Origin of the sequence: Methylocystis echinoides (assembly GCF_040687965.1) — a bacterium.
GTDB classification, from domain to species: domain Bacteria; phylum Pseudomonadota; class Alphaproteobacteria; order Rhizobiales; family Beijerinckiaceae; genus Methylocystis; species Methylocystis echinoides_A.
Window position 1 is genome coordinate 942581 of sequence record NZ_CP156084.1, and the last position, 26645, is coordinate 969225.

At 65.3% G+C, this 26645-nt stretch carries 22 protein-coding genes; 12 read left to right on the plus strand and 10 right to left on the minus strand.

All coding sequences use genetic code 11. The annotated features are described in order from the left end of the window. Positions 1-168: 168 nt before the first annotated feature. Both cbiB and RVU70_RS04540 read left to right on the plus strand, forming a co-directional pair. Entirely contained in the window at positions 169-1128 is a 960-nt protein-coding gene (cbiB, locus tag RVU70_RS04535; protein WP_363349891.1) for an adenosylcobinamide-phosphate synthase CbiB, read from the plus strand. A 140-nt stretch (positions 1129-1268) separates the two neighbouring features. Then, complete coding sequence (locus RVU70_RS04540) at positions 1269-2525, plus strand: polyhydroxyalkanoate depolymerase (RefSeq protein WP_363349892.1); 1257 nt, start codon at positions 1269-1271, stop codon at positions 2523-2525. Between the two features lie 61 nt (positions 2526-2586). Here the strand turns inward: RVU70_RS04540 and RVU70_RS04545 are convergent, their stop codons facing one another. Continuing rightward, on the minus strand, positions 2587-3654 hold the full coding sequence (locus RVU70_RS04545) for a WcbI family polysaccharide biosynthesis putative acetyltransferase (protein WP_363349893.1): 1068 nt from the start codon (positions 3652-3654) through the stop codon (positions 2587-2589). A 155-nt stretch (positions 3655-3809) separates the two neighbouring features. Between RVU70_RS04545 and RVU70_RS04550 the strand changes: the two genes are divergently transcribed. The 4 genes from RVU70_RS04550 to RVU70_RS04565 all read left to right on the plus strand — a co-directional run bounded on the left by RVU70_RS04550 (position 3810) and on the right by RVU70_RS04565 (position 7449). Then, positions 3810-4874 (plus strand): GSCFA domain-containing protein, encoded by a 1065-nt coding sequence (locus RVU70_RS04550; protein WP_363349894.1) that lies wholly within the window; start codon positions 3810-3812, stop codon positions 4872-4874. A gap of 22 nt (positions 4875-4896) precedes the next feature. Then, entirely contained in the window at positions 4897-5325 is a 429-nt protein-coding gene (locus RVU70_RS04555) for a DUF1772 domain-containing protein (protein ID WP_363349895.1), read from the plus strand. 32 nt (positions 5326-5357) lie between these two features. After that, positions 5358-6770 (plus strand): dihydrolipoyl dehydrogenase, encoded by a 1413-nt coding sequence (lpdA, locus tag RVU70_RS04560; RefSeq protein ID WP_363349896.1) that lies wholly within the window; start codon positions 5358-5360, stop codon positions 6768-6770. A 91-nt stretch (positions 6771-6861) separates the two neighbouring features. Continuing rightward, positions 6862-7449 (plus strand): hypothetical protein, encoded by a 588-nt coding sequence (locus RVU70_RS04565; protein ID WP_363349897.1) that lies wholly within the window; start codon positions 6862-6864, stop codon positions 7447-7449. Positions 7450-7452: 3 nt separating this feature from the next. On the opposite strand, the gene RVU70_RS04570 is transcribed toward RVU70_RS04565, so the two are convergent. Together RVU70_RS04570 and RVU70_RS04575 are read right to left on the minus strand one after the other, a co-directional pair. Further along, positions 7453-7581, minus strand: a complete 129-nt coding sequence (locus RVU70_RS04570; RefSeq protein WP_363349898.1) for a hypothetical protein — start codon at positions 7579-7581, stop codon at positions 7453-7455. A gap of 222 nt (positions 7582-7803) precedes the next feature. After that, positions 7804-8412 carry a L,D-transpeptidase gene (locus tag RVU70_RS04575; RefSeq protein ID WP_363349899.1) on the minus strand — a complete coding sequence of 203 codons (609 nt, stop codon included), beginning with the start codon at positions 8410-8412 and terminating at the stop codon, positions 7804-7806. A 363-nt stretch (positions 8413-8775) separates the two neighbouring features. On the opposite strand from RVU70_RS04575, the gene RVU70_RS04580 reads away from it, so the two are divergent. Continuing rightward, the gene (locus RVU70_RS04580; RefSeq protein WP_363351215.1) at positions 8776-9660 is read left to right on the plus strand and encodes a histone deacetylase family protein; all 885 of its coding nucleotides are present in this window, start codon (positions 8776-8778) and stop codon (positions 9658-9660) included. Positions 9661-9781: 121 nt separating this feature from the next. On the opposite strand, the gene ykgO is transcribed toward RVU70_RS04580, so the two are convergent. From ykgO to RVU70_RS04600, 4 genes are all read right to left on the minus strand, one after another. Beyond that, on the minus strand, positions 9782-9907 hold the full coding sequence (ykgO, locus tag RVU70_RS04585) for a type B 50S ribosomal protein L36 (RefSeq protein ID WP_036283477.1): 126 nt from the start codon (positions 9905-9907) through the stop codon (positions 9782-9784). Between the two features lie 103 nt (positions 9908-10010). Continuing rightward, the gene (locus RVU70_RS04590) at positions 10011-12185 is read right to left on the minus strand and encodes a TonB-dependent receptor domain-containing protein (protein WP_363349900.1); all 2175 of its coding nucleotides are present in this window, start codon (positions 12183-12185) and stop codon (positions 10011-10013) included. 149 nt (positions 12186-12334) lie between these two features. Beyond that, on the minus strand, positions 12335-13066 hold the full coding sequence (gene queC / locus RVU70_RS04595) for a 7-cyano-7-deazaguanine synthase QueC (RefSeq protein WP_363349901.1): 732 nt from the start codon (positions 13064-13066) through the stop codon (positions 12335-12337). A 49-nt stretch (positions 13067-13115) separates the two neighbouring features. Continuing rightward, the gene (locus RVU70_RS04600; RefSeq protein ID WP_363349902.1) at positions 13116-14651 is read right to left on the minus strand and encodes an ATP-binding protein; all 1536 of its coding nucleotides are present in this window, start codon (positions 14649-14651) and stop codon (positions 13116-13118) included. Between the two features lie 127 nt (positions 14652-14778). Here RVU70_RS04600 and RVU70_RS04605 point away from each other — a divergent pair, with 127 nt between their 5' ends. Together RVU70_RS04605 and RVU70_RS04610 are read left to right on the plus strand one after the other, a co-directional pair. Then, complete coding sequence (locus RVU70_RS04605) at positions 14779-15390, plus strand: glutathione S-transferase (RefSeq protein WP_363349903.1); 612 nt, start codon at positions 14779-14781, stop codon at positions 15388-15390. An 8-nt stretch (positions 15391-15398) separates the two neighbouring features. Beyond that, positions 15399-16055 (plus strand): uracil-DNA glycosylase family protein, encoded by a 657-nt coding sequence (locus RVU70_RS04610; RefSeq protein ID WP_363349904.1) that lies wholly within the window; start codon positions 15399-15401, stop codon positions 16053-16055. On the opposite strand, the gene queF is transcribed toward RVU70_RS04610, so the two are convergent. Both queF and RVU70_RS04620 read right to left on the minus strand, forming a co-directional pair. Beyond that, positions 16037-16498 carry a preQ(1) synthase gene (queF, locus tag RVU70_RS04615; protein ID WP_363349905.1) on the minus strand — a complete coding sequence of 154 codons (462 nt, stop codon included), beginning with the start codon at positions 16496-16498 and terminating at the stop codon, positions 16037-16039. The two genes, RVU70_RS04610 and queF, sit on opposite strands and share 19 nt — an antisense overlap. 192 nt (positions 16499-16690) lie before the next feature. Continuing rightward, the gene (locus RVU70_RS04620; RefSeq protein WP_363349906.1) at positions 16691-17446 is read right to left on the minus strand and encodes a hypothetical protein; all 756 of its coding nucleotides are present in this window, start codon (positions 17444-17446) and stop codon (positions 16691-16693) included. A gap of 239 nt (positions 17447-17685) precedes the next feature. Between RVU70_RS04620 and eno the strand changes: the two genes are divergently transcribed. The 3 genes from eno to polA all read left to right on the plus strand — a co-directional run bounded on the left by eno (position 17686) and on the right by polA (position 24962). Further along, positions 17686-18969, plus strand: coding sequence for a phosphopyruvate hydratase (eno, locus tag RVU70_RS04625; RefSeq protein ID WP_363349907.1), 1284 nt, complete (start codon positions 17686-17688; stop codon positions 18967-18969). 192 nt (positions 18970-19161) lie between these two features. Continuing rightward, positions 19162-21873, plus strand: a complete 2712-nt coding sequence (locus tag RVU70_RS04630; protein ID WP_363351217.1) for a valine--tRNA ligase — start codon at positions 19162-19164, stop codon at positions 21871-21873. Positions 21874-21965: 92 nt separating this feature from the next. Next, a complete protein-coding gene (gene polA, locus RVU70_RS04635; protein WP_363349908.1) occupies positions 21966-24962 on the plus strand; it encodes a DNA polymerase I in 2997 nt (998 codons plus the stop codon). Positions 24963-25012: 50 nt separating this feature from the next. Here polA and cysN read toward each other — a convergent pair whose 3' ends face one another. After that, positions 25013-26644 carry a sulfate adenylyltransferase subunit CysN gene (cysN, locus tag RVU70_RS04640; protein ID WP_363349909.1) on the minus strand — a complete coding sequence of 544 codons (1632 nt, stop codon included), beginning with the start codon at positions 26642-26644 and terminating at the stop codon, positions 25013-25015. Position 26645: the final 1 nt, after the last annotated feature.

The window sequence follows — 26645 nt, forward strand, 5'->3', positions numbered from 1 at the left end:
CAGGCGTCTCGAAGGACGGGGGGCCGGGGCCGGCCGCCTTCGCGCTTCGAGACGCGCCTGTGGCGCTCCTCATGCTTCGAGACGCGCCTGTGGCGCTCCTCATGCTTCGAGACGCGCCTGTGGCGCTCCTCAGCATGAGGGCTGCGGCGCGTGCGGAGACGTCGCCGAATGAGCTTCGGCGTCGCCGTCGCGGCGCTTGCGATCGAAGCGGTCGCCGGCTACCCCGAGCCCCTGTTCAAGCGCATCGGCCATCCGGTCACCTGGATCGGCGCGCTCATCGCCAGGCTCGACCGAAGGCTCAACCGCGCCGCCGATCCTTTCCCGATGCGCCGCGGCAAGGGCGTGGCGGCGCTGCTGCTGATCGTCGCGGCCCCGCTCGCCGCCGGGGAGGTCATCGAGCGCCTCTTGGGCGCCGCGCCTTACGGCGCGCTTCTCACCGCCCTCCTCGCCTCCGCCCTGCTCGCCCAGAGAAGCCTTTACGACCATGTCGCGGCGGTGGCGCGGGAGCTTGCCGACGGGTTGGACGCAGGGCGGCGGGAAGTCGCCAAAATCGTTGGCCGCGACGTCGCCGAGTTGGACGAGGCCGGCGTCGCCCGCGCGGCGATCGAGAGTCTCGCCGAGAATTTCTCGGACGGCGTCGTCGCCCCGGCGCTGTTTCTCGCCCTCTTCGGCCTGCCGGGCGCGCTGGTCTACAAAGCGGTCAACACCGCCGACAGCATGATCGGCCATAAATCCGAGCGCTATCTCGCCTTCGGCTGGGCGGCGGCGCGCTGTGACGACCTTTTCAACCTCGTTCCCGCGCGCATTGCGGCCGGGCTGATCGCCGCTGCGGCCGCAGCGACGCCGGGCGCTTCGGGGCGGCGCGCCTTCGCCGCCGCCCGCGCCGACGCCGCCAAACACGCTTCGCCCAACGCCGGCTGGCCCGAGGCCGCCATGGCCGGGGCGCTCGGCCTCGCGCTCGGCGGCCCGCGCGCCTATCGCGGCGCGACAGTGGACGGCGCCGTGCTCGGCGAAGGGCTCCGGGCGGCGACCACAGCCGATATTTTTCGCGCGTTGACGATTTACAAACTATCGGCCGCCGTGTTTTGGCTTATCCTGCTCGTCGGGGTCGCCGCGGGCGTTAAATAGTTTGTTTTTCAGGCGGCCGAACTCGACTTACATTATGTGCGGGGTCAGGGCGCGCGCGTCAGCCTTTCCTTTCCGCAACAAGTTGGCTATAAGAGTTTTGTGCAGTGCAACATGGATAGGAGTGGCGGAGAGCTCTGAATATGGATCGGATGTCGTACCACGTTTACGAAATGTTGCATCTCGCCTTTGCGCCGGCGCGTGCGGCGACCGACGCGCTGCTGCACACGATCAAGAGCCCGCTCAACCCGCTCTATCACACCTCGCTCGGCCGCAGCATCGCGGCCTCCGCCGAACTCTTCGAGCGCATGACGCGCCGCTACGGCAAGCCGATGTTTGGCCTGGACACGACCAAGGTCGACGGCGTCGAGGTTGAAGTCGCCGAAGAGCACGTCTGGATGAAGCCGTTCTGCGGCCTGCTGCATTTCAAGCGGCAATTCGCGGACGCGGCGCCGAAACAGTCGAAGCTCCTCATCGTCGCGCCGATGTCGGGCCATTACGCCACGCTGCTGCGCGGGACGGTCGAGGCCTTCCTGCCGAGCCACGACGTTTACATCACCGACTGGACCGACGCGCGCACCGTCCCGCTCGTCGAGGGCAGTTTCGACCTCGACGATTACATCGATTATCTCGAAGAGATGATGCGTTTCCTCGCCGATGACGGCGTTCCGGTCCATACGCTCGGCGTCTGCCAGGCCTCCGTGCCGCTGATCTGCGCCGTCGCGGCCATGGAGGCGGCGAGCGACCCGGCGGCGCCCGAATCCATGATTTTGATGGGCGGTCCGATCGATACGCGCGTCAATCCCACCGCGGTCAACAAGCTCGCGGAGAAGCGCGGCATCGACTGGTTCCGCCGCCACTGCATCCACACCGTCCCCTTCCCCCACGCCGGCATGGGCCGCGACGTCTATCCTGGTTTTCTGCAGCTCTCGGGCTTCATGGCCATGAACATCGAGCGCCATGTCACCGCGCATGTGGAGATGTTCAACCATCTCATCGAGGGCGACGGCGACTCGGCCGAAAAACACCGCGATTTCTACGACGAATATCTCGCGGTAATGGATCTGACGGCGGAATTCTATCTGCAGACGGTCGAGCGCGTCTTCATCAAGCATGAAGTGCCGCTCGGGCTTCTGCGCCATCGCGGCGAACTCATCGACCTGCGGTCCATCCGCCACACGGCGCTGCTCACCGTCGAGGGCGAGAAGGACGATATTTCGGGCGTCGGCCAGACGCTTGCCGCGCAGGACCTTTGCTCCGGCATTCCCGCGGCGCGCAAGGCGCATCATTTGCAGGTAGGCGTCGGCCATTACGGCGTCTTCAACGGCTCGCGCTTCCGCCGCGAGATCGCCCCGCGAATTTGCGCTTTCACCCGAGAGATGGAGCAAGTGGAGGCGTAAGCCGGCGCCGCAAACCGCGCCGCTCGACCCTCTCCCCGCAAGCGGGGAGAGACTTCCCCGCTCAGAGCGTCGGCAAGCGGCCGGCCTTCAGATTTTCCCGCGCCAGTCCAATCAGCAGTTTTTTCGTGCTCTCGTCCGCAAGCCATGCGTCGACGCGCGGATTGCCCAGACGCTCGGCGCCTTCCTTCTCATAGGTGCGGAAACAGGCGGCGAGATATTGCGGCAGCGTCAAGAAGTCGCCGACGTCATTGGCGAGGTGATGATTCTGCAGCTTGAACAGATAGCCGCCCTGCACGCCGAAAAGCTTGGCGATCGGCGGATACACGGGAAAGATCTCGGCGCGCGCGAGATCATAGATCTGATAATAGCTGAAATCCGTCGCCGGCGGCTTCAGGCCGACCTTCTCCCACATGAGCTTGGAGAGATCGAATAGCACATAGCTCATCGGATGCACGAGGCTGTACATGAAGACGCCGCGACGCGCCCATTTCATGAGGTCGGTCGAAAGGTCGACGTCGAATTCGTTGCGCGTCGTTTCGAGCAGCTCGCGCGCAGCGTCGTTCCAGATGTCCAGATAGCCCAAAGCCTGGAACACATTCTCATTGAACATCGCCCGCGTTTCTTCGAGCGACAGACCGGCCCGATAGGCGAAGACGGCGATCGCCGAGTGATAGGGGCCGAGCGGGCCGAAGATGAAGCCGTGCAGCGGCTGCGTGGGGTCCTGGATGTAAATCAGATCGGGATGAAAGGCCGCAAAGGTCACTGCGGGAAGGCGCGTCACTTTCGGCAGGCGTTGGCGCAGCTCCGCCGAATCGCCAGGGCCGCGCAGATGGCCCGAGAGGAATTCGTGCGAGAAGACGTAATCATAGGTGTCGAGCGTCTTGACCAGAACATCGAAATTGGCGAAGCGAGAGCGGCCGATCGCCGAGAAATGATGAACCGTCGCGCTCGGGTCCATGACCTTCATCGCATAGGCCACGCCAAAGGCTTGGCAATTGCCCATGACGGCGATGCGTGGCCCGGTAGTGCGGATCTGGCGGCCTGTCAGCTTGGCGATTCGCGGCTCGACCGCATATTGAATCCAGGACTTGGAAATCTGTTTCTCGATCTGGGAGAACATCTGCGTCATTCACCGGCTTCGCCGCTTGGGCGCGTCGCCCGCCGGCCCCCGGCTGGTGACAAGCGGCGGCGCCTTCGTCTATGGTCCGCTGACGAAGGATGGCGCGCCACACGACGCCAAGCGCCATTTGCGACTTATTCACATCGCGATCAGGAGTTTGCCCCGTGGCGGACAATCCCTATAGCTCCCTACCCGACCATCGCTTCTGGCGCAAGGCTGTGACCGGCCTGCCGCCCTTCGCGATCGACCCGCTGCTCTCCGCGCCCTTCAAGATCGCCCGCGAAGACAGGGTCGCCACCGCCGGAAGCTGCTTCGCGCAGGAAATCGCCCATCGGCTCCAGACCAGCGGCTACACCTATTACCTCGCGGAAAAGCCGCCGCAGGGGATGTCGGCCGAAGAGGCGCTGCGTCGCAATTATTCGATGTATTCCTGCCGCTACGGCAATATCTACACGACGGCGCAATTTCGTCAGCTCATCGAACGCGCCTATGGCGACTTCAAGCCGACGCTCGATTTCTGGAATCGTCCCGAGGACGGCCGCTTCGTCGACCCCTTCCGTCCGCGAATCGAACCCGACGCCTATGAGACGCTCGAGGAGATGCACGCGGATCGCGAAAGCCATTTCGCCGCCGTGCGTCACATGTTCGAGACGATGGACGTCTTCGTCTTCACCTTCGGTCACACCGAAACCTGGCGACACAAGGCCGACGGCGCGATTCTGCAACTCGCTCCCGGCGTCGCCGGCGGCGTTTGGGACGAAAATGTCTACGAGTTTTACAATATGACCGTGAGCGAAGTCGTTCGCGACTTTCTCGCCGCCGTGGACCGCATCCGGGCCGTCAATCCCAAGGTTCGCATTGTTCTCAGCGTCTCGCCCGTCGGCATTATCGCGACCTATGAGGACAGGCATGTCATCGTGTCGAATACGGCCGTGAAGTCGATCCTGCGCGCGGCCGCCGACGAAGTGGTGCGGGCCCGGCCCAACATCGCTTATTTCCCGTCTTACGATCTCGTGAACGTCTCGCCGAACGCTGGACGATTCTATCGGGAGGATACGAGGCGGATCAATTCACACGGCATCGATCGGACGATGAAGATGTTCTTCGACCACTTCACCGATCGCGCGCGCGAACAGGAGGCGGTCCGAGCCCTGAAGGTCGACGTCGCCGCCGAGGCCGAAGCCAACGCCCGCGTCGTCTGCGACGAGGAAGCGATCGAATCGGCTTGAAGACTTCACGAGGGAACGACAGATGATCATTGGTTCGCTTGCGCTCGCGGCGGCGGGCGCTTTCACCGGCGCGTCGCTTTATGTCAATTATGTCGAGCAGCCTGCGCGTCTGGCCTTGAGCGACGACGCGCTGATCAAGGAGTGGGAGCCCTCCGACCATCGCGGCTTCATCGTGCTCGCGGGACTGGCGGCGGCTGCCGCTCTTTTCGGCTTCATCGCCTATCGAGAGCTCAATGATTTGCGCTGGCTCTTCGGCGCCCTCGTCATGCTCGCCTCGTGGCCCTACACCTATTGGGCGATTGTGCCGCTCAACAACCGCATCCTCGGGCTCATCGGCGCCGATGCGGCGCATGAGGCCCGCAAGGTCATCGACCTGTGGGGCAGCCTGGAGCTCGGACAGACCGCGATCGGCGTTCTGGGCATCGCGATTTTCGCCTGGGCGGCAGGCTGACGCTTCGGCGCCATTTTTGAAGAGCGGCCTTCATGACTTATGATCTCGTAGTGATTGGCTCCGGGCCGGGCGGCTATGTCTGCGCCATCCGAGCGGCGCAACTGGGCTTGAAGACCGCCGTCGTCGAAAAGGACGCGACCTATGGCGGCACGTGCCTCAACGTCGGCTGCATTCCGTCCAAGGCGCTGCTGCACGCCTCGCATATGTTCGACGAAGCCGCGCATGGCCTCGCGCCGCTCGGCGTCATCGTCGATCCGCCCCGGCTCGATCTCGCGGCCATGATGAAGCACAAGGCCGACACCGTGGGCGCCAACGTCAACGGCGTCGCCTTTCTTTTCAAGAAAAACAAGGTCGACGGCATTCGCGGCGTCGGTCGGCTCGCCGGCCCCGGAAAGGTCGAGGTCAGAGGGTCGGACGGCGGGGCGCAGACGCTCGACGCCAAGAATATCGTGATTGCGACCGGCTCGGCGGTCGCGCCGCTGCGCGACGCGGCTGGAGCGGAGATTGCAATCGATGAAAAGACGATCGTCTCCTCGACGGGCGCGCTGACGCTGGAGAAAGTTCCGCAAAAGCTCGTCGTCGTCGGCGCGGGCGTCATCGGGCTCGAACTCGGCTCGGTTTGGCGCCGGCTCGGCGCGCAGGTGACCGCGATCGAATATCTCGACCGCGTGCTGCCCGGCTTCGACCTCGAAGTCGCCGCACGCTTTCAAAAAATACTGGAGAAGCAGGGCTTCGCCTTCAAATTGTCGTCGAAGGTCACGGGCGTCGCGCGCGAAGGGACGGGCGTCGTCGTCTCCTACGCGTCGGTCGACGGCGCGACGTCGGACAAGATCGAGGCCGATGTCGTGCTGATCGCCACGGGTCGCATTCCCTATACGCAGGGACTGGGGCTCGAGGAGGCGGGCGTCGCTCTGGAACGCGGGCGCATCGTCATCGACGACCATTTTGCAACCAATGTTCCAGGGGTCTACGCCATTGGCGACGTGGTTCGCGGCCCGATGCTCGCGCATAAAGCGGAGGATGAAGGCGTCGCCGTCGCTGAAATTCTCGCGGGCCAGGCCGGCCATGTGAATTACAACGTCATTCCGAGCGTCGTCTACACCTCGCCCGAGGTGGCGTCCATCGGCGTCACCGAAGAAGAGGCGAAGGCCAAGGGACTCGATGTCGCCGTCGGCAAATTCCCCTTCTCCGCCAATGGCCGCGCGCGCTCGATGCGGGAGACCGACGGCTTCGTGAAATTCGTTGCCGACGCCGTCACCGACCGCGTGCTCGGCGTCCATATCCTCGGCGCCGGCGCCGGCGAATTGATCGCGGAAGCCGCCGTGCTCATGGAATTCTCCGGCTCGTCCGAAGATCTGGCGCGCACCTGCCACGCCCATCCGACCATGTCGGAAGCGATGAAGGAGGCGGCGCTCGCAGTCGCTAAGCGGGCGATTCACATTTGACGCGCGCCGCGTCCGCCCGCCTTGGGGTCTTGCTCCCGGGCGCCTACATGGTTCCGAGCGCTACGATCCGCCCGTTGGAAGGAACGATTGCATGGGACGCTTCGACGCGTTCGTCGACAGACTGAAACCTCTGCTGATCCGCGCCTTCTGGTTCGCGCTCGCGGTGATCTTCCTCATCGAGAGCTGGATCTGGGACCATGTGCGGGACTGGCTGCGCCAGCTCGAACGGGCGCTCGGGCTTGAGCGCATCGAGCCCTGGCTCGCGGGCGTCGTCGAGAAACTGTCGCCGCCGATGACGCTGGCGCTTTTCGCCGTCCCGATGCTGGGGGTCCTGCCCTTCAAAGTCGCCGCGCTGGCGCTGCTGGCGAAGGGCCACGTCTTCCTCGGCGTTCTGTTTATCTTCCTGGTGAAGTCGCTCACCCTCGGCGTCGAAGCGTTCCTCTTCGACATCTGCCGCGACAAGCTCCTGCAAATGCCGTGGTTCGCCCGTCTCTATTCGATCGTCCTCGATGCGCGCGCCTGGGCCTCCCTGCTGGTGAAGCCACTGAAATTGCGCGCATTGGAATCAGTCGCCCGACTGCGCGCCGCGGCGACCGCTTTCGTCAGAACGAACGGGGGAGACGTTCTGCGCCGGGTCGCGCAGCTGCGGGACATGATGCGTCAGAAGCCGCGCGCCTGAGGCTCATTCGCAAATCGCATAGCCGAAACAAAAATCCTTGTCAGTGTCGGCGGGCTCGATCATCGACGCGGCGCTCGCGAAGCTTGCGGCCAACAACAAGGCAAATAACCCAAACACGATGGCCTTTTTCATTTTTCCTCCCCGCCCCGTCAAATGACTTGCGTTGCAATCGCCGCTTGCCCGGCTCTGTCTTGACCAGCCGGACGCCGTCTTGCCCCGATAACGCAGTTCGAGCGTGACCGTTCCGCAAATAAAGGCCGAGCTTCGAAAAATTGTTGTGGATCGCCCCCGCGCCAAAGACGAAAAAGCCCCTCCCCGAAGGGGGAAGGGCTCAATCGGCGTCAGCTCGCTCGGTTAGAGCACAACGACCTGGGTGCCGACCTTGACGCGGCTATAAAGGTCGATCGCGTCGATATCGCGCATGCGGATGCAGCCCGAGGACACGGCCTGACCGATCTTCTCCGGCTCATTGGTGCCGTGGATGCGATAGAGCGAGTCTTTCCCATTTTGATACAAATACAGCGCGCGCGAGCCGAGCGGATTGTCGGGGCCGCCGGGCAGGCCGCCAGCGTCGGCCGTCGGCTGCAGATGCGGCCAGCGCTCGAGCATGTCCTTCGGGGGGATCCAGCGCGGCCATTCCTGCATGGCGCCCACATAGGCGCGGCCGGTCCAGCCCATCGCCTCCTGCCCCGTCGCGACGCCGTAGCGAATGGCTTTGCCGCCGGGCATGACGTAGTAAAGGAAATGCGCCCTCGAATCGACGACGATCGACCCCACCGGTTCGTTCGTCTTGTAATCAACGAGATAGCGGTCGAATTCGGAGCTGATTTGGGCCTTGGGAGCAAGCGCCAGAAATTCCGCGTCGCGCGCCGAGAGTTTGGGGTCGGGCACCCGGACGCCGCTATAGCAACCCGCCAGAGCGAGAGCGGTTAGCGACATCGCAGCCATAGTTTTCCACTTCATCAGCACGCTCCTTTCCGCCGCAATCAGATTTCTTGAAAATTTCCTTACCACGAACCCGCCCCGTTTAATCCGCCTGCCGCCCTGCTATCGCCAATAATGTGGAGGTGTGGCCTATGGGCCACGCGCACATCCTCTGGTTGCAGCGGATCGGCGGGCGAAGGCGCGCAATCGCGCCCCCCCAAAGGCAGGGACAATCGGGGACAAGCCCGGCCATGACGGCCGCGGCGAAAACCGCTGTCTTTCAATTTTCATGGACTTTGTCGAAAAACGGCCCAATAAAAGGCGGTCCGCAGTGGCGGCCAGTAGAGCGGCGGGCTGGTGAGAACCCTTCTGTTCACGCATGCGAGCGGCCTCGAGCATGAGATGGGCCCGGGCCATCCGGAGCGTCCAGACCGGCTGCGCGCCATCGAGCGCGAACTCGAAGCTGAAGCATTCCAAATCCTGACCCGCGCCGAAGCCCCGCGGGCGCCCGTCGAGGCGCTGCGACGCGTGCATCCGCAAAGCTATCTGTCGGCGCTCGAGGAGGCGCAGCCGCGCGAGGGCTATGCGGCGCTCGACAGCGACACGGTCATGTGCACGAAGACGCTCGAAGCCATCTGGCGGGCGGCGGGCGGCGCCGTCGCGGCGGTGGACAGGGTGATGCGCGGCGACGCGGACACGGCCTTCGTCGCGGCGCGGCCGCCCGGCCATCACGCGGGCGCCCGCAACCCGATGGGCTTCTGCTTTGTCAATAACGTCGCCGTGGCGGCGCGCCACGCGCAGGCCGCCCATGGCGCCGAGCGGGTGGCGATCGTCGACTTCGACGTGCACCACGGCAATGGCACGCAGGATATTTTCTGGTCGGATGGGAGCGTGCTGTTTTGCTCGACCCACCAGGCGCCCTTCTATCCCGGCACCGGCGGCTACAACGAGACCGGCGAGCACGACACCATCGTCAACGCCCCGCTGCGCGCCGGCTCGACGGGCGATGTCTTTCAGGAGGCGCTCCTTGAACGCGTCCTGCCGCGGCTGCGGGACTTCAGCCCGGACCTCATCCTGATCTCGGCGGGCTTCGACGCCCATGAGCGCGACCCGCTCGGGGGCCTGCGCTTCACCGAGGAGGATTTCAGCGAGGCGACCAAGCGCCTGATGGACGTGGCCCACAGGAAATGCGGCGGCCGCATCGTGTCGCTGCTCGAAGGGGGCTATGACCTCGAAGGGCTTGGCCGAAGCGTCGCGGCGCATGTGCGCGCCCTGATGGGGGCGTGACCGCCAGGCCCCCGGCAAGAGCCGCCGCCGAGAGCCGCCGCCAAGCCCCTGCGGCGTAAAAAAAAAGCCGCGAGACAATGTCCCGCGGTCTTTTTCTAATGGCTGAAGGCCGGGACGGGCTTTAGCCCTGGCGGGCCTTGTAGCGCTTCTGGACCTTGTTGATGACGTAAACGCGGCCCTTGCGGCGCACGATCTGGTTGGCGCGATGGCGCGAACGCAGGGATTTCAGGGAGTTGCGGACTTTCATGTGTTTATCCTCGGCAATAGAAGACAGGCCGGGATACGCCCAGCGCCTCGTTGGCGACGCCTATGCCAAATTTCGCGCCGCCGATCAAGTCTCGAAGCCGCGTCTAGAACAGGATATTGGCGAAAAGCCGCAGATTGGCGCCGGGCAGCAACACCTCATTCTTACGAAACGAGACGCTGTTGCGCATGTCCGCGTTGAGCAGATTATTGCCCGCGAGGCCGAACGTCATCTCGCGGCCGAGCGGATCGTTCGGGCCGAAAACCATCCGGTAGCTCAGCTCCGCCTTGAGCAGATTATAGCCTTTCGTGGGCGTCTCGCCCGTCTCGGCGATCGCATTCTGCGCAAAGGCGTGCAGCAGATTGACCCGGGCGAGCCAATTGGCGTCGCGCCAGACGAGACCGCCGCCGAGCCGCACGGGCGGGATGCGCGGCACGTTTCCGCCGCCCGTGAAGCTCGCCCGCACCACGTCGAACTGGCTCTCGACGCTGACGGTCCCGCCCGCGAGCGTCGCAACGTCGAGCTGGCCCTGGAATTCGCCGCCGCGAAAGACTGCGTTGCGTTGCGCATAGAAGGCCTGCGCGAGATCGCCGCCTTCGCCCAAGGGCGTGCAGCTTGCGACGGTCGCCTCGCAGCTCTCGCCGGTGAGATTGCGGAAAATGAAGTTATCGAAGCGCGTGTAGAAGAGATTGGCCTCGAAACGCAGCGGCCCGGGCGCCCGACGCAGGCTGATCTCGACCGTCTTCGCCGCTTCGATCTTCAGATTGGGATCGCCGACGTCGAAGGTGCCGGTGGCCTCGTGGGCGCCGCGCGAAAAGAGTTCGGGCGCGCGCGGGGCGCGTTGAACATATTGGGCCGAAAGGCTCGCGACCATGTCGCCGGGAAGATCTTGAAGAAAGCCGAACGCGCCGCTGACCGGCGTGAATTGCCGGTCACGGGGTGTCGAGAAGCCGGGGTCGACCGAGAAATCCGGCATGGCTCCGCTGATTTGCGCATGTTCGACGCGGCCGGCGATTTCGAGACGCTGCGCCGCGTTGAACGCGAGCGCGTTGAACAGATAGCCGGCGACGCTTTTCGTGCGGTTGGGGTCGAAGAGCCCGCCTTCGACGCCCGGCGCGCGCAAGAACTGATGCGCGCCCTGGAAACCAAAAGAGGTTTTCAGCGTCCCAAAGGGCAGCGCGAGCGGCTGAAGCAGGGTTTCAACGCGGGTTTCGAGCTCCTGATTCGTGAAGGTCTGCTGAGCGCCGTCGACCCCATCGACATTTGCGAGCTCGTTGTGGCGGTAGTCGCCGAGGCCCATCCAGAAGCGGATCGTATCGACATAGGCCGACCGCGGTCGCAATTCGCCTTTCGAGGCGACGCGCGTCTGGCGCATGTCGATCCGCGTATTGGTCGCCGTCGGCTCTATGCCGGGAATGTGGTAGCGGGTGAAAAACTGCGTCACTGAAAAGCCGACGTAGCCGGCGTCGAAAAGATAAGTCCCGCCGAGCGAGGCCGAGCCCATGCGCATGGCCGAATTGGGCTGGCGGCCATAGACCGGCGGCGGCGGGTCGGGCGGAAAGAGATAGGGATAGGCGGGAATCGCGTAATCGCCGGCGCGTCGGCCCGCGACGTCGGCGTGGAGGAGAAACGCGCCGCGCCCGGCGTCCAGAAGCGTCGCATTTTCGAGCGCGCCGTCGACGGTCGACGCCGCCGCGCGGGTTTCAACCGCTGCGCAGCCGGATTGTCGAAACAGGGCCGCGTCAGCGCAGGGCGGATGGTCCGGGATGCGATTGTTTTCAACATTGACGACGCCGCCCATCGCGGCCGCGCCCCAGCGCAGCGTGGCCGGGCCATGAATCACCTCGACGCGATTTGCGCCGAGCGGATCGAGCGGGGCGGCGTGGTCTTCGCCCAGTTCCGAGACGCCGCTGGCGGCGACGCCATTCTCCTGGATGCGCACCCTGTAATTATCCAGCCCGCGCACGATCGGGCGGCTTGCGGCGCCCGGGGCATAGCCCGATCCGGTGACGCCCGGCTTGTCGAAGAGCAGGTCGCCGAGCGTCGCGCCGGGCAAGCGGCGGAGTTCCTCCCGCGGCACAACCAATGTCGACCCGAAGCGATCGGCGACGATCGGCAGACTGTCACGCGGCGCCGAGGGCGTGGGCGGGAGCGCAGCGACAAGCGGCTGGCGCAGCGCGGCAGGCCTCCGCGCGGGCGGGGTCTTCGCATCCGTGTGGCGCTTGGCGGTCCGGACTTCGATCGTGGGCAGCGACTGCTGCGCCGCCGCCGCATAGGACATGAGCGCAAAAAGCCCCGCGACGGCGCATCTTACGAGCTGTGACGCGGGCCTCGGGGCCTCTGCGCGGCCAAGAGCGTGACGTAACAGCAAAGCGCCCACCCACGTAATGTTATAACATGCATGTTATAACATTACGTGGCGGCGGGCGGTCAAGCCGGGGTAGCGGCGAAAAACTTCGCCCAGCCGGCCGCGCGCAACGCGCAGGCCGGGCATTCGCCGCAGCCGTAGCCCCAGTCGAAGCGTCGGCCGCGCTCGCCGAGGTAACAGCTGTGGCTCTCCTCGACGATCAAATCGACCAGGCCCCAGCCGCCGAGATCCTTGGCCAGGCGCCAGGTCGCGGCCTTGTCGATCCACATCAGGGGGGTATGGATTTCGATGTCGGAGGCCATGCCGAGACAAAGCGCCCGGTTCATCGCGCGGATCGTTTCGTGGCGGCAATCGGGATAGCCGGAAAAATCGGTCTCGCACATGCCGCCGACGATGTCGGAAACGGCGCGGCGATAGGCGAGCGCGCCGGCGAAGGCGAGGAAGATGAGATTGCGCCCGGGGACAAAGGTGTTGGGCAAACCGTCCTCGCGCAACGCGATCTCCGCGTCGCGGGTGAGCGCGGTGTCCGAGATGGCGCCGAGCGCCTCGATGGTCATCGTGTGGTCGTCGCCGAGCCTTTGGCGCCAGAGCGGCGACAACGCCGCGAGCCCGTCGCGCAGTTTTTTGCGCTGATCGAGTTCGATGCGGTGGCGTTGGCCATAGTCGAAGCCGACCGTCTCGACGCGGGCAAAATGCGCGAGCGCCCAGGCGAGGCAGGTGGTGGAGTCCTGCCCGCCAGAAAAGAGCACGAGCGCGGCGGAATCGGGCGCGGGATGTGCGTCATGGGTCGTCATGACGCGGCAGCCTAGAGCAGTTTTTGCTCGCCGTCAGAGGTTTTCTCGTTCAGGCGGCGGGCCGGCTGGCGCGTCCCTGGGTTTCGAACTTCGGCAGGGCGTTCATCACCCGCTGCGGCGGGAACACGACGATCGCCTGCGTGCCCTCGCGAATCTTGGAGCGCAACATGAACTGCCCGCCGTGAAGCTCGACGAGCCCCTTGACGATCGGCAGACCGAGGCCGGTGCCTTCTTCGGCGTTTTTCCTCGCGAGCGAGCCGCGGCCGAAGGAGGACATGACGACGGCGATCTCTTCTTCCGGGATGCCGGGGCCGGTATCGGTAATGGCGATATATTGGCCGCCCGCCCGGGTCCAGCCGACCTTCAGCGTCACCTGCCCGCCTTGCGGCGTGAATTTAATGCCGTTGGTCAGGAGATTGAGCACGATCTGCCGCACGGCGCGCTCATCCGCCCAGATGCGCGGCAGGCTCGGCTCGACCGCCTCTATGAGCGTGATGTCCCGCTTCTTGGCGCGAATCATCAACAGATGTCGGCAATCCTGCGCGATATTGACCAAGGAGACGCTCTCCTCCTTGAGTTCGTATCGGCCCGCCTCGACTCGCGACAGATCGAGGATTTCGTTGATCAGCATGAGCAGATGCTGACCGCTCGAATGAATGTCGGCGGAATAATCCCGGTAAGCGGGATTGGCGTGCGCGCCGAACAGCTCGCCTTTCAGCACTTCGGAAAAGCCGAGGATGGCGTTCAAGGGGGTGCGCAGCTCATGGCTCATCGTCGCCAGAAAGCGCGACTTCGCCAGATTGGCCTCCTCGGCGCGGCGGCGCGCTTCGTCGGAATTGGCTTTCGCCTGCTCGAGCTCCGCAATCAGCTCGTTCTTTTCGGCGCGGAAGAACAGGCTTTCGGAGGCGAGCTGATGGAAGCGCTTGGCGAGAGTGTAGAAAAACAACTGCGCCGCCGCGACCATGGCGAGCAGCACGCCGAGCGTGTCCGCGCCGGCGCGATTGACGAGCGTGATGTAAGCGACGGCCGCGAGCGAACTCGGCGCGATCGCCGCATACACGGCCGCGGGAATTGTCGCCGTCACCATGGTGTTGAAGGCCGAGGACAAGAGCAGCATCACAACCACGAGCGTGCGAGCGTTCGGGTCGTTGACGCTGAGCAACACCGCCGCATAGCCGGCCCAGAGGAAGCCGTGCAGGAGCTCGGTCACAACGAATCTCCTGCGCCACTCGATGACGGTCACCTTCGTGTCCTCGAGTCCAGCGAGGCCCCGCGCCATGTTGACGCAAAGGGCCATGCTCGAAAGCGCCAGGACGAGCCAGACGAGAGTCTTCGTCGCCGGAACCCAGAACAGGGCGAGAAGCGCCAGCATCAGAATGAGACAGGCGGCGCCGAAGGCGGATTTGCTCCGCGCTTCCGCATAGGCGCGCAGCAATTCGAGATCCGTGCCCCTGTGTCCCGTGTCGGAGGTCGTCAAGCGCTCGCGCGCCGCGCGCATGTGCGCGCCCATGCGGCGTTTCCTGGTCGCGGCCTGGGGATCGAGTCCGCGCCCGCGTTCAATCATCTCAGCGGTGACTTCGCTCATGCTCAACTGTGCATGCAGGACCGCCGTCAAAATCGGCGAAGCGCGATAATCGCCCGGAAACATTAACGGCGCGCTCACGGCAGGGTTTAAATTGAACGCGCCGCAGTGGCGATGATAGACTTCGAAAATGCTGCTCTACGATACGCCGCGCGCGCCCAACCCCAAGCGGGTTCGTATGTTTCTCGCGGAAAAAGGCGTCCCCATCCCCACCCGCGAGATCAATCTCCTCGCGCTCGAGCACAAGAATGACGACTACGCGCGCATCAACCCCTTCCACCGCGTGCCGGCGCTCGTGCTCGACGACGGCGCCGTATTGACGGAGAGCGTGTCGATCTGCCGCTATATCGAAACCCTCTATCCCGAGCCGCCGCTCTTCGGGCGCGACGGCCGCGAGGCGGCCTTTATCGACATGTGGCAGCGGCGGATGGAGTTCGAGCTGTTCATGCCGGTGGCGCACGCCTTCCGCCACAGCCACCCGCGGCTCGCCGCGCTGGAGCAGCCGCAGTTCCCGGACTTTGCGCAGGCGCAGCGCGGGCGGGCCGTGGACGCGATGCGCTGGCTCGACGGCGAACTCGCCGCGCGCCGCCATGTCGCGGGCGACGCCTTCACCGTCGCCGACATCACCGCCTTCGTCGCGCTGGAGCTGTCGCCGCTCGCCCGCGTCGACGTCCCGGGAGAATTGGCGCATTTGGCGCGGTGGCGCTCGGACGTGGCGGCGCGGCCGAGCGCGGCCGCCTGACGCGCAACATGAGGCGCGACAGACCCGAGACGTTGGAAGAATTGTCGGCGCGGATTCGCGCCTGCCGCCATTGCGCGCAGGCGCCCGCGCCCCTGCCGCACGCCCCGCGTCCGGTGTTTCGGGTCTCGCCGACCGCACGGCTGCTCGTCGCGAGCCAGGCGCCCGGCAATCTCGTCAACCAGACCGGCATTCCCTTCAATGATCCATCGGGCGAACGGCTGCGCGCATGGATGGGCGTGGATCGCGACACGTTCTACGACGTCTCGCGCGTGGCCATCGCGCCAATGGGCTTCTGCTTTCCCGGCAATGACGCGGCGGGCGGCGATCTGCCGCCGCGCCCCGAATGCCGCACGCTCTGGCACGACGCGCTGTTTTCGGCCATGCCGCAGATCGAGACCGTGCTGGCGATCGGCCGCTATGCGCAGGACTACCACTTCGCCCGGCTCGGCCACGCTCTGCCCAGAGGCGCCAGCGTCTCCGGGATAGTCGCGCGCTGGCGGGAGTTTCAGGGCGGGCGGCCGCTGCTCTTCCCGCTGCCGCATCCCTCCTGGCGCAACACGGGCTGGCTGAAGAAAAACCCCTGGTTCGAGGCGGAAGTCCTGCCGGTGTTGCGCGCAGAAGTGGCGCGTCTCGTTCAAGGCGCGACTCACCCCCGCCCGCGATAAGGGGGCACCCCCTGATCGGGCAGCCACAGCCCCTCGGGGGGCGCGCCGGTCTGCCAGAACACGTCGATCGGCATGCCGCCGCGCGGATACCAATAGCCGCCGATGCGCAGCCATTGCGGCGTCATCGCCGCGACGAGATCGCGGGCGATGCGCAGCGTGCAGTCCTCGTGAAAGGCGCCGTGGTTGCGAAAGCTTCCGAGATAAAGCTTCAGCGCCTTGGACTCGATGAGCCATTCGCCTGGCGCATAGTCGATGACAATGTGCGCGAAATCGGGCTGGCCGGTCACCGGGCAGAGCGAGGTGAATTCCGGCGCCGTGAAGCGGACCAGATAAGCGACGCCCTTGTGCGGATTGGGCACGAGATCGAGCTTCGCCTCGTCGGGCGAAGCGGGGAGCTTGGCTTGCACGCCGAGAAGCGACGCGCCTTCGTGGATCTTCGTCATGGAAGGCTAAAGATAACGCTGCGGCCCGCCCGTCAAGAAGGACGCGCGCGGCGGCGTGGCCGGCGGAAAGGAAGGACGAAGAAAGGAAGGATGAAGGAAGCAACGCTGACAGAAGGATTTCCTCATCCTGAGGAGCCTGCGAAGCAGGCGTCTCGAAGGACGAGGAAATCCGTCAACCCGGAAGACGCCCCGTCACGGATCGCGATCGTCGGCGCATTCGCCGGTGCGCAGGGTGATCGGATGCGCGGTCATCCAGCCCGAAAGAAAGCGGTTCGTGTCGGAGTTCAGGGCCGCCTGCATTTCGGCGCGAATGACCTCCAGCCATTTCTGCCGCCGGTCGGGCGTGTTCATCTCGGCCGGCACGCCGAGGTCGATCGCCTTGACCGCGAACTGAAACGGTTGCGTATGCCAGAAGGCGACGGCGCCGCCGCCCGGCATGGCCTCGATCGCCGATTCGGGCAGGCGGGCGAGCTTTTCCTGTTCGGCGACAGGCACGGGCTCGGCCGTGCCGTTCTGGGGCGCGGCGACGACGACGCCATTTCGGAAAAAGAGGTTGGTCACCGCCCCCTTGCGCGCGGCCGCCAGATTGCCGCCGATGACGAAGGTCGCGCTGGACTTTTCCCCCGCGCATTTGAGCATGCGGTCGAAACAGGCGGCGACGCCCGACTCATGGGCGGCGCAGCTCGTCTCGATCCATTTGGCCATGGTCTCGGGCTTGACGTCGAGAATATAGGCGACGCCCTGCGGATAGTCGCAGCGCTGCGCCAGCGCCGCCGGCCAGCCCATGAAATCCTCGGAAAGCGGGGCGCACGCTCCCGCCCGAACCGGGGATTTGTCGAACATGGCTTTCACCGCCGCCGTATGTTCCGCCGTCTGCGCCAAAGCGCCGTAACTGGCCGTCAACATCGCCGCCGCGGCGAGCGCCCGCGCTCTCCTGTCGAACGTCATGTTTCTCTCCCGCTCTTGTCTTTTTCGGCGTGACGCTGAGCAAAGCTCGGCCGACTCGCGTTTTTTCTTGATAAAGCTCAAGGTAGCCCCCGACCCGCGCCAGTCAACCGCTTTCCCGCGGGCCTGCGGCAGGGGCGTCCCGAAATGCCGCTCATAACGCGCGCCAAGGCTTTCCCGCGCCGGCTAATAAGGCTAAAAGGCGGCGCTGCTCCGCGGCGCACCCAAAAGAGGCCCTTCACATGACCGAGATCATCGACATCCACGCCCGTGAAATTCTCGACTCGCGCGGGAATCCAACCGTCGAGGTCGATGTGACGCTCGAAGACGGGTCTTCCGGCCGCGCGGCGGTCCCCTCGGGCGCCTCGACGGGCGCACATGAGGCCGTGGAGAAGCGCGACGGCGATCCCAAGCGCTACCTCGGCAAAGGCGTCCTGCAGGCCGTCGACAATGTGAATGACGAGATCGCCGGCGCGCTGCTCGGCCTCGACGCCGAGGACCAGGTCGGCATCGACCAGGCCATGATCCGGCTCGACGGCACGCCGAACAAGTCGCGCCTCGGCGCCAACGCCATTCTCGGCGTCTCGCTCGCCGTCGCCAAGGCCGCCGCGGAAGCCTCCGCCCTGCCGCTCTACCGCTATGTCGGCGGCACGCAGGCGCGCGTCCTGCCGACCCCGATGATGAACATCGTCAATGGCGGCGTCCATGCCGACAACCCGATCGACTTCCAGGAATTCATGGTTCTACCGACGGGCGCCGATAACGTCCGCGACGCGATCCGCTGGGGCGCGGAGATTTTCCACACGCTGAAAAGCGCGTTGAAGAAGGCCGGCCATTCGACCTCGGTCGGCGACGAGGGCGGCTTCGCGCCCAATCTTCCTTCCGCCGAAGCGGCGCTCGACTTCATCATGAAGGCGATCGAGACCGCGGGCTTCAAGCCGGGCGTCGACGTGATGCTGGGCTCCGACTGCGCCGCGACCGAGTTCTTCAAGGACGGCAAATATGTTTATGAAGGCGAGGGCGTGACGCGTTCGATCGACGAGCAGGTCGCCTATCTCGCCAAGCTCGCCAATAACTATCCGATCGTCTCGATCGAGGACGGCATGGCCGAAGACGATTGGGAGGGCTGGAAGAAGCTCACCGACGCCATCGGCAAGAAGGTGCAGCTCGTCGGCGACGATCTCTTCGTGACGAACGTCACCCGCCTGAGTCAGGGCGTCAAGACCGGCACGGCCAATTCGATCCTCGTCAAGGTCAATCAGATCGGCTCGCTCACCGAGACGATCTCGGCGGTCGATATGGCGCATCGCGCCGGCTACACCAGCGTCATGTCGCATCGCTCCGGCGAGACCGAGGATTCGACGATCGCCGATCTCGCGGTGGCGCTGAACTGCGGCCAGATCAAAACCGGCTCGCTCGCCCGCTCCGACCGCACCGCCAAATACAACCAGCTCATCCGCATCGAGGAAGAGCTGGGCGACGCGGCGATCTACGCCGGCAGGAGCGCGCTGAAGGCGCTGGCCTGATCGCTGACGATCTCTCCGCTCACATCCCTCCCCTTAGCGGGGAGGGTGGCGAGCGGAGCGAGCCGGGTGGGGTCCGGCTCCGAGTTTCTCGCTGTTGCGGCCTATACCCCACCCGACCCGGCTTCGCCGGGCCACCCTCCCCGTAAAGGGGAGGGATTTTTGTAACTGAGGCGTTCGGCTTTACCGATGACCATGGAAAAAACCTTCGACCCCCGCTCCATCGAGAGCCGCATCCGCGAAACCTGGGAAGAGGCCCAGGCCTTCCGCGCCGGGCGTCCCGAACGCGCGCAGGCCGCGCCCTATTCCATCGTTATCCCGCCGCCCAACGTCACCGGCAGCCTGCACATGGGCCATGCGCTCAACAATACGCTGCAGGACATTCTCGTGCGCCACCACCGCATGAAGGGCGAGGACGTGCTGTGGCAGCCGGGCACGGACCACGCCGGCATCGCGACGCAGATGGTGGTCGAGCGCCAGCTCATGGAGCGGCAAGAGCAGGGCCGCCGCGCCATGGGCCGCGAGAAATTCCTCGAACGCGTCTGGGAATGGAAGGCGGAGTCCGGCGGCCAGATCGTCGAGCAGTTGAAGCGCCTCGGCGCCTCCTGCGACTGGTCGCGGGAGCGGTTCACGCTGGACGACGGCCTGTCGCGCGCAGTCGTGAAAGTCTTCGTGCAGCTCTATCGCGACGGGCTCCTTTACAAGGACAAGCGCCTCGTCAATTGGGACCCGGCGCTGCACACGGCGATCTCCGATCTCGAAGTGCTGCAGCAGGAAGTGAAGGGCCATCTGTGGCGCTTCAAATATCCCGTTGTCGACGACAACGGCAAAGAGACCGGCGAATTCATCGTCGTCGCCACGACGCGCCCCGAGACGATGCTCGGCGACACCGCCGTCGCCGTGCATCCGGAAGACGAGCGCTACAAGGCGCTGGTCGGCAAGAAGCTGCGCCTGCCGCTCGTCGGCCGTCTGATTCCGGTGGTTGCGGACGAGTATTCCGATCCCGAAAAGGGAACGGGCGCGGTGAAGATTACTCCCGCGCATGACTTCAACGATTTCGAGGTCGGCAAGCGGCATGGGCTGCGGCTCGTCAATGTGCTCGACGCGCAGGCGCGCATGATGCTTGCCGCCAACGCCGAGTTTCACGAGGGGACGCCGCCCTCAGACGAACTCGCGGCCGTTGTCGCCGCACTCGACGGACAGGATCGTTTCGTCGCCCGCAAGCGCGTCGTCGAGATGATGGAAGAGCGCGGCCTGCTCGACGGAATCGACGACCACAAGCACATGGTCCCGCATGGCGACCGCTCCAACGCCGTGCTGGAGCCGCGCTTGACGGACCAATGGTATGTCGACGCGAAGACGCTGGCGCAACCGGCGCTCGCCGCCGTCCGCGAGGGCCGCACCAGCTTCGTGCCCAAGAACTGGGAAAAGACCTACTTCGAGTGGCTCGACAATATTCAGCCTTGGTGCGTATCGCGCCAGCTGTGGTGGGGTCATCGCATTCCGGCCTGGTACGACGCCGACGGCAATGTCTATGTCGAGGAGAGCGAAGAGGCGGCCCACGCCGCCGCCCGCGCGCGCACCGGCGAGAAAGTGGCGCTCACCCGCGACGAAGACGTGCTCGACACCTGGTTCTCTTCGGCGCTCTGGCCGTTCTCGACGCTCGGCTGGCCGGACGAGACGCCGGAGCTCGCCCGTTTCTATCCGACCAATGTCCTCGTCACGGGCTTCGACATCATCTTCTTCTGGGTGGCCCGCATGATGATGATGGGCCTGCACTTCAAGAAGGAGATCCCCTTCCGCGACGTCTACATCCACGCGCTCGTCCGCGACGAGAAGGGCGCGAAGATGTCGAAGTCGAAGGGCAATGTCATCGACCCGCTGCATTTGATCGACGAATACGGCGCCGATGCGCTGCGCTTCACGCTCGCCGCCATGGCGGCGCAGGGCCGCGACATCAAGCTCTCGACCCAGCGCGTCGAAGGCTACCGCAATTTCGCGACGAAGCTGTGGAACGCTTCGCGCTTCGCCGAGATGAACGGCTGCGCGCGCGTCTCGGGCTATGACCCGCGGGCCAATCAGGTCACGCTCAACCGCTGGATCGTCGGCGAAGCGGCGCGCGCCGCGCAGGAGGTCTCCGCCGCCATCGACGCCTATCGCTTCAACGAGGCGGCCGGCGCCGCCTATCGCTTCGTCTGGAACGTCTTCTGCGACTGGTATGTGGAGCTGTCGAAGCCGCTGCTCACCGGCCCCGACGGCGTCGCCAAGGACGAGACGCGGGCGACGACCGCCTTCGTGCTCGACCAGATTTACGCGCTGCTGCATCCCTTCATGCCCTTCATCACCGAGGAGCTGTGGGCGATCAAGGGGGCCGAGGGGCCCAAGCGCGAGAGCCTGCTGGCGCTGAGCCAATGGCCATCCCTCCACGGGCTCGAGGATGCGCTCGCCGAGAGCGAGATCGGCTGGGTCGTCGACCTCGTCTCGGAAATCCGCTCGCTGCGCGCGGAGATGAATCTAACGAGCGAGACCGAGCTTCTGCTCATCGGCGCCGACGCCGAAGTGCAGGCGCGCGCCTCACGCTGGGATGAAACGATCCGCAAGCTCGCGCGTCTCTCCCGCGTCGGCTTCGCCGAGGCCGCGCCCAAATCCTCGGCGCAGATCATCGTGCGCGGCGGCGTCGTCGCCATGCCGCTCGAAGGCGTGATCGACCTCGCCGCCGAAAAGGCCCGCCTCGCCAAGGAAATCGCCAAGCTCGAGGGCGAGGCGAAGAAGGTCGAGGCGAAGCTCGGCAATCCCGGCTTCATGGCCAAGGCCGACGAGGACGTCATCGAAGAGCACAAGGAGCGCCGCGAGGAAGCGCTGGCGCGCATCGAGAAGCTCACCGCGGCGCTCGGGCGGCTGGGGTAACGCCCGACGCCGATCGCGCGCCGCATCCCTCCCCGCAAGGGGGAGGGAAGAGATCGTGGCCTTCATCGGCATATTCCCGCTAGAATGAACCCATGACCCTCACGCACAAACCCGTCGGCCCCGGCAGCCATGTCTTTCTCGTGGATGGCTCGTCCTTCGTCTTTCGCGCCTATTTCCAGTCGATCCGCCAGGACGCCAAATACAATTATCGCTCCGACCGCCTGCCGACCGGCGCAGTGCGGCTCTTTTGCACCAAGCTTCTGCAATTCGTGCGCGAGGGAGCGGCGGGGGCGAAGCCCACCCATCTCGCCATCATCTTCGACAAGAGCGAGAAGTCCTTCCGCAAGGACATCTATCCGGACTACAAGGCGCACCGCACCGAGCCGCCGGAAGACCTCGTCCCGCAGTTTCCGCTCATGCGCGCCGCCGTGCGCGCCTTCGGCCTCACGCCGATCGAGCAGGACATGTATGAGGCCGACGATCTCATCGCGACCTATGCGGCGCAGGCTCGCAAAAAGGGCGCGGACGTTCTCATCGTCTCGGCCGACAAGGACCTCATGCAGCTCGTCGGGCCGGGCGTCATCATGTACGATCCCGCTTCCGGAACCGCGGGCGCAAAGGGCTCGCGCGAGGAACGGCTGATCACCGAAGCCGAGGTCGTCGATTATTTCGGAGTCCCGCCCAATAAGGTCGTCGACGTGCAGGCGCTCGCCGGCGACTCGACCGACAATGTGCCGGGCGCAAAGGGCATCGGCGTCAAGACCGCCGCCCAGCTCATCCATGAATATGGCGATCTCGACACGCTTCTGGAGAAGGCGCCCGGCATCAAGCAGCCCAAGCGCCGCGAAGCCCTGACCGATCCCGAGGCGGTGAAGCTCATTCGCCTCTCCAAGCAGCTCGTCGAGCTCGTGCGCGACGCGCCGCTCGAAACCAAGCTCGAGGACCTCGGCCTGCATCAGCCGGACGCGAAAAAGCTGATTGCATTCTTGCAGGCGATGGAGTTCACGACCATCACCCGCCGCGTCGGCGAGCTCTATGGCGTCGATGTCCACGAGGTCGAGCCCGACCCCGACTTCGTCGGCGCCGCCGGCTGGCGGGCGCGCAACGGCGAGGTGAGCGACGCGCCCCGGCCCGCGCCGACGCGCACAGCCGAACCCGAAGCCGCGAAAGCCGCCGCCGCCTTCGCGCCCTCGACGCTCGCGGCCGCGCGCAAGGCCGCCGCTCTCGCGTCCAAGATCGACCGCTCGACCTATGAGACGGTGCTGTCGCCTGCGCGGCTCGACGAATGGATCGCCGACGCCTTCGCCGCCGGAGTCGTGGCGCTCGACACCGAGACGACCTCGCTCGATCCGATGAGCTGCGAGCTTGTCGGCGTCTCGCTGGCGCTGGAGCCCGGCCGCGCCTGTTACATCCCTCTGCAGCACCGCGAGGCGGGCGACGGGGATCTCTTTGGCGGCGCGGAGCTCGTCGCCGGCCAGATGCCGCTCGAGACCGCGCTCGATAGGCTGAAGCCGCTTTTCGAGGACGACGCCACCCTCAAGGTGGCGCACAATATGAAATATGATTTGCTCGTGCTCGCCCGCTACGGGGTCACCGTCGCGCCGATCGAAGACACGATGCTGATCTCTTACGCGCTCGACGCCGGCCGCAACAATCACGGCCTCGACGAACTGGCGCAAAAACATCTTGGCCATCAAAATCTCACCTTCGGCGAAGTCGCCGGGACGGGCCGCAACTTCAAAGGTTTCGCGCGCGTGCCCCTCGATCGCGCGACGGAATACGCCGCCGAGGACGCCGACGTTGCGCTGCGCCTGTGGCGCGCGCTCAAGCCCCGCCTCGCCGCGGAGCAGAAGACCGCGGTTTACGAGACGCTCGAGCGGCCGATGGTCGAAACGCTCGCCCGCATGGAGCGGCGCGGGATAACGATCGACCGTCACATGCTGTCGCGGCTCTCGGGCGAGTTCGCGCAGGACATGGCGCGTCTGGAGGCCGAGATTTTCGACCTCGCGGGCGAAGCGTTCAATCTCGGCTCGCCGAAGCAGCTCGGCGATATTCTCTTCGGCAAGATGGGCCTGCCCGGCGCCAAGAAAACCGCGACCGGCGCCTGGTCGACGTCGGCGAGCGTGCTCGAAGATCTGGCGAGCGAAGGCAACGACTTCTCCCGTCGCATCCTCGACTGGCGCCAATTGTCGAAACTCAAGAGCACCTACGCCGACGCCCTGCCCGGCTTCGTGAACAAAGAAACCGGCCGCGTCCACACCTGCTATTCGCTCGCGTCGACGACGACGGGGCGGCTCTCGTCATCAGAGCCAAACCTGCAAAACATTCCCGTGCGCAACGAGGCGGGACGCAAGATCCGCAAGGCTTTCGTCGCGAGCCCCGGCCATGTGCTGATCAGCGCCGATTACTCGCAGATCGAACTGCGCCTGCTGGCGCATATCGCCGACATTCCGCAACTCAGACAGGCTTTCGCCGACGATATCGACATTCACGCCATGACGGCCTCCGAAATGTTCGGCGTGCCGGTTGCGGGCATGCCGCCGGAGGTCCGCCGCCGCGCCAAGGCGATCAATTTCGGCATTATCTACGGCATTTCGGCCTTCGGCCTCGCCAATCAGCTCTCCATCCCACGCGAAGAGGCTGGCGCCTATATCAAGCGCTATTTCGAGCGCTTCCCCGGCATTCGCGACTACATGGACGCAACCAAAAAGATCGTGCGCGAGAAAATGTGCGTGACGACGATCTTCGGCCGCGCGCTGCATTTCCCGCGCATGGCGTCGGCCAACCCTTCTGACCGCGCCTTCTATGAGCGTGCGGCGATCAACGCCCCGATCCAGGGCGCGGCCGCCGACATCATCCGCCGCGCGATGACGCGCATGGACGCCGCGCTCGCCGAGGCGGGCCTTGCGGCGCAAATGCTCTTGCAGGTGCACGACGAACTCGTTTTCGAGGCGCCGAGGGCGCAAGCCGAAGAAACGATCGCCGTCGCGCGCCGGGTGATGGAGCAGGCGCCGCTCCCCGCCGTCGACCTCAGCGTGCCGCTGAAGGTCGACGCCCGCGCCGCCCATGATTGGGACGAAGCGCACTAAGAATGCGCTCGCCCTCCCCTTTGCGGGGAGGGACTGAAGCGGCTGAACCTTTAAATCCCCGGATCATTCGCCGGCGGCGGCTTGTCGCTCTCCAGGCCATAAGCGTAGCGCGTCCAGATGCGCTCATGAAGATAATAGAGCACAAACATCACGCCGACTTGCACGCCTGCAATCTCCGCCGCGCGGGCGGCGTCTTCCAGAAAGGCGTAGACGACCAAGAAGGTCGAGACGCCCGCCGGCAAAAGCCAGGTGACAGCCTTGGCGAGGCTGCGCTTCGGCGCGGGGCGGTAGCTCTCGCGCTCGATCGCGACGCCTTCCATGGAGGCGTAGCTCAGATCGGTGAGCGGCGTCTCGGCGCGACGATCCGAGGCCGCGACCGTCTTCACCATGCCGACGGCCACGGTTTCATTGGTGATGCGATCGATCAGAATGAAGCCGCCCGTCTCGCGGTTCTCGACATAGGGATCGCAGGCCACGACGGTCTCGAGCGAGAGTCTCGCCTCGCCGATCTCGTTGAAGGCCAGCGTCTCGTCCGAAGGGATCGGCGCCGCGAGGCCCGTTTCGATCTCGATGCGCGCGTCGACCGCCGTAACATTGGCCGGCGTCGTCTTCGCGCCGATCTTCAGGAGATAGCTCTTGCCGATCGAGAGCGGCTCGCGCACGAGCCACAGCAACTTCGCCTCCAGCCGGTCGCCGACCTTCGCCGGCGACACGGGCGAGCTCAACAGATCGCCGCGCGAGCAGTCGATTTCCTCCGTGAGCGTGATCGTCACCGATTGGCCCGAGACTGCGCTGTCGAGATCGCCGTCGTAAGTCACGACGCGGGAAATGCGCGTGTCGCGCCCGGCCGGCAGAATGCGGACGATGTCGCCGGGCCGGATATTGCCGCCGCTGATGAAGCCGGAGAAGCCGCGGAAGTCGAGATTGGGACGGTTCACCCATTGCACCGGCATGCGGAAGGGCGCGATGCGCATCACGTCCTCGACCGCTACGCCTTCAAGATAGGTCAAGAGCGGCGGGCCGTCGTGCCAGGGCATGGTCTTGGCGCCATGCACCAGATTGTCGCCGTCCTTGGCGACGAGCGGCAGGACATAGACGGAGGCGAAGCGCAGATGCTTGGCGAAGTCGCGAAAATCCGCTTCGATCTTGCGGAAGGTCTCCTCGCTGTAGTCGACGAGGTCCATCTTGTTGACGGCGACGACGACATGGCGCACCCCGAACATGGAGGTGATGACGCTGTGCCGGCGCGTCTGCGGCAGGATGCCCTTGCGCGCGTCGACGAGCAGGATGGCGAGATCGGCCGTCGAGGCGCCGACCGCCATATTGCGCGTATATTGCTCGTGGCCGGGCGTGTCGGCGACAATGAACTTGCGCTTGTCGGTCGCGAAATAGCGATAGGCGACGTCGATGGTGATGCCCTGTTCGCGCTCCGCGGCGAGGCCGTCGACGAGCAATGCGAAATCGAGATCGTCGCCCTGCGTCCCGTGCTTCTTCGAATCGGCCTCGAGCGCGGCGATCAGATCGTCGGGCGCGAGATCGGCGTCATAGAGCAGGCGTCCGATCAGCGTCGACTTGCCGTCGTCGACCGAGCCGCAGGTGATGAAGCGCAGCAGCGGCTTGTCGGCTGGAACACGCGCGACGGCCGTCTGGGCGGCGCCTTCGATGAGCTCGACGCCCTGCATG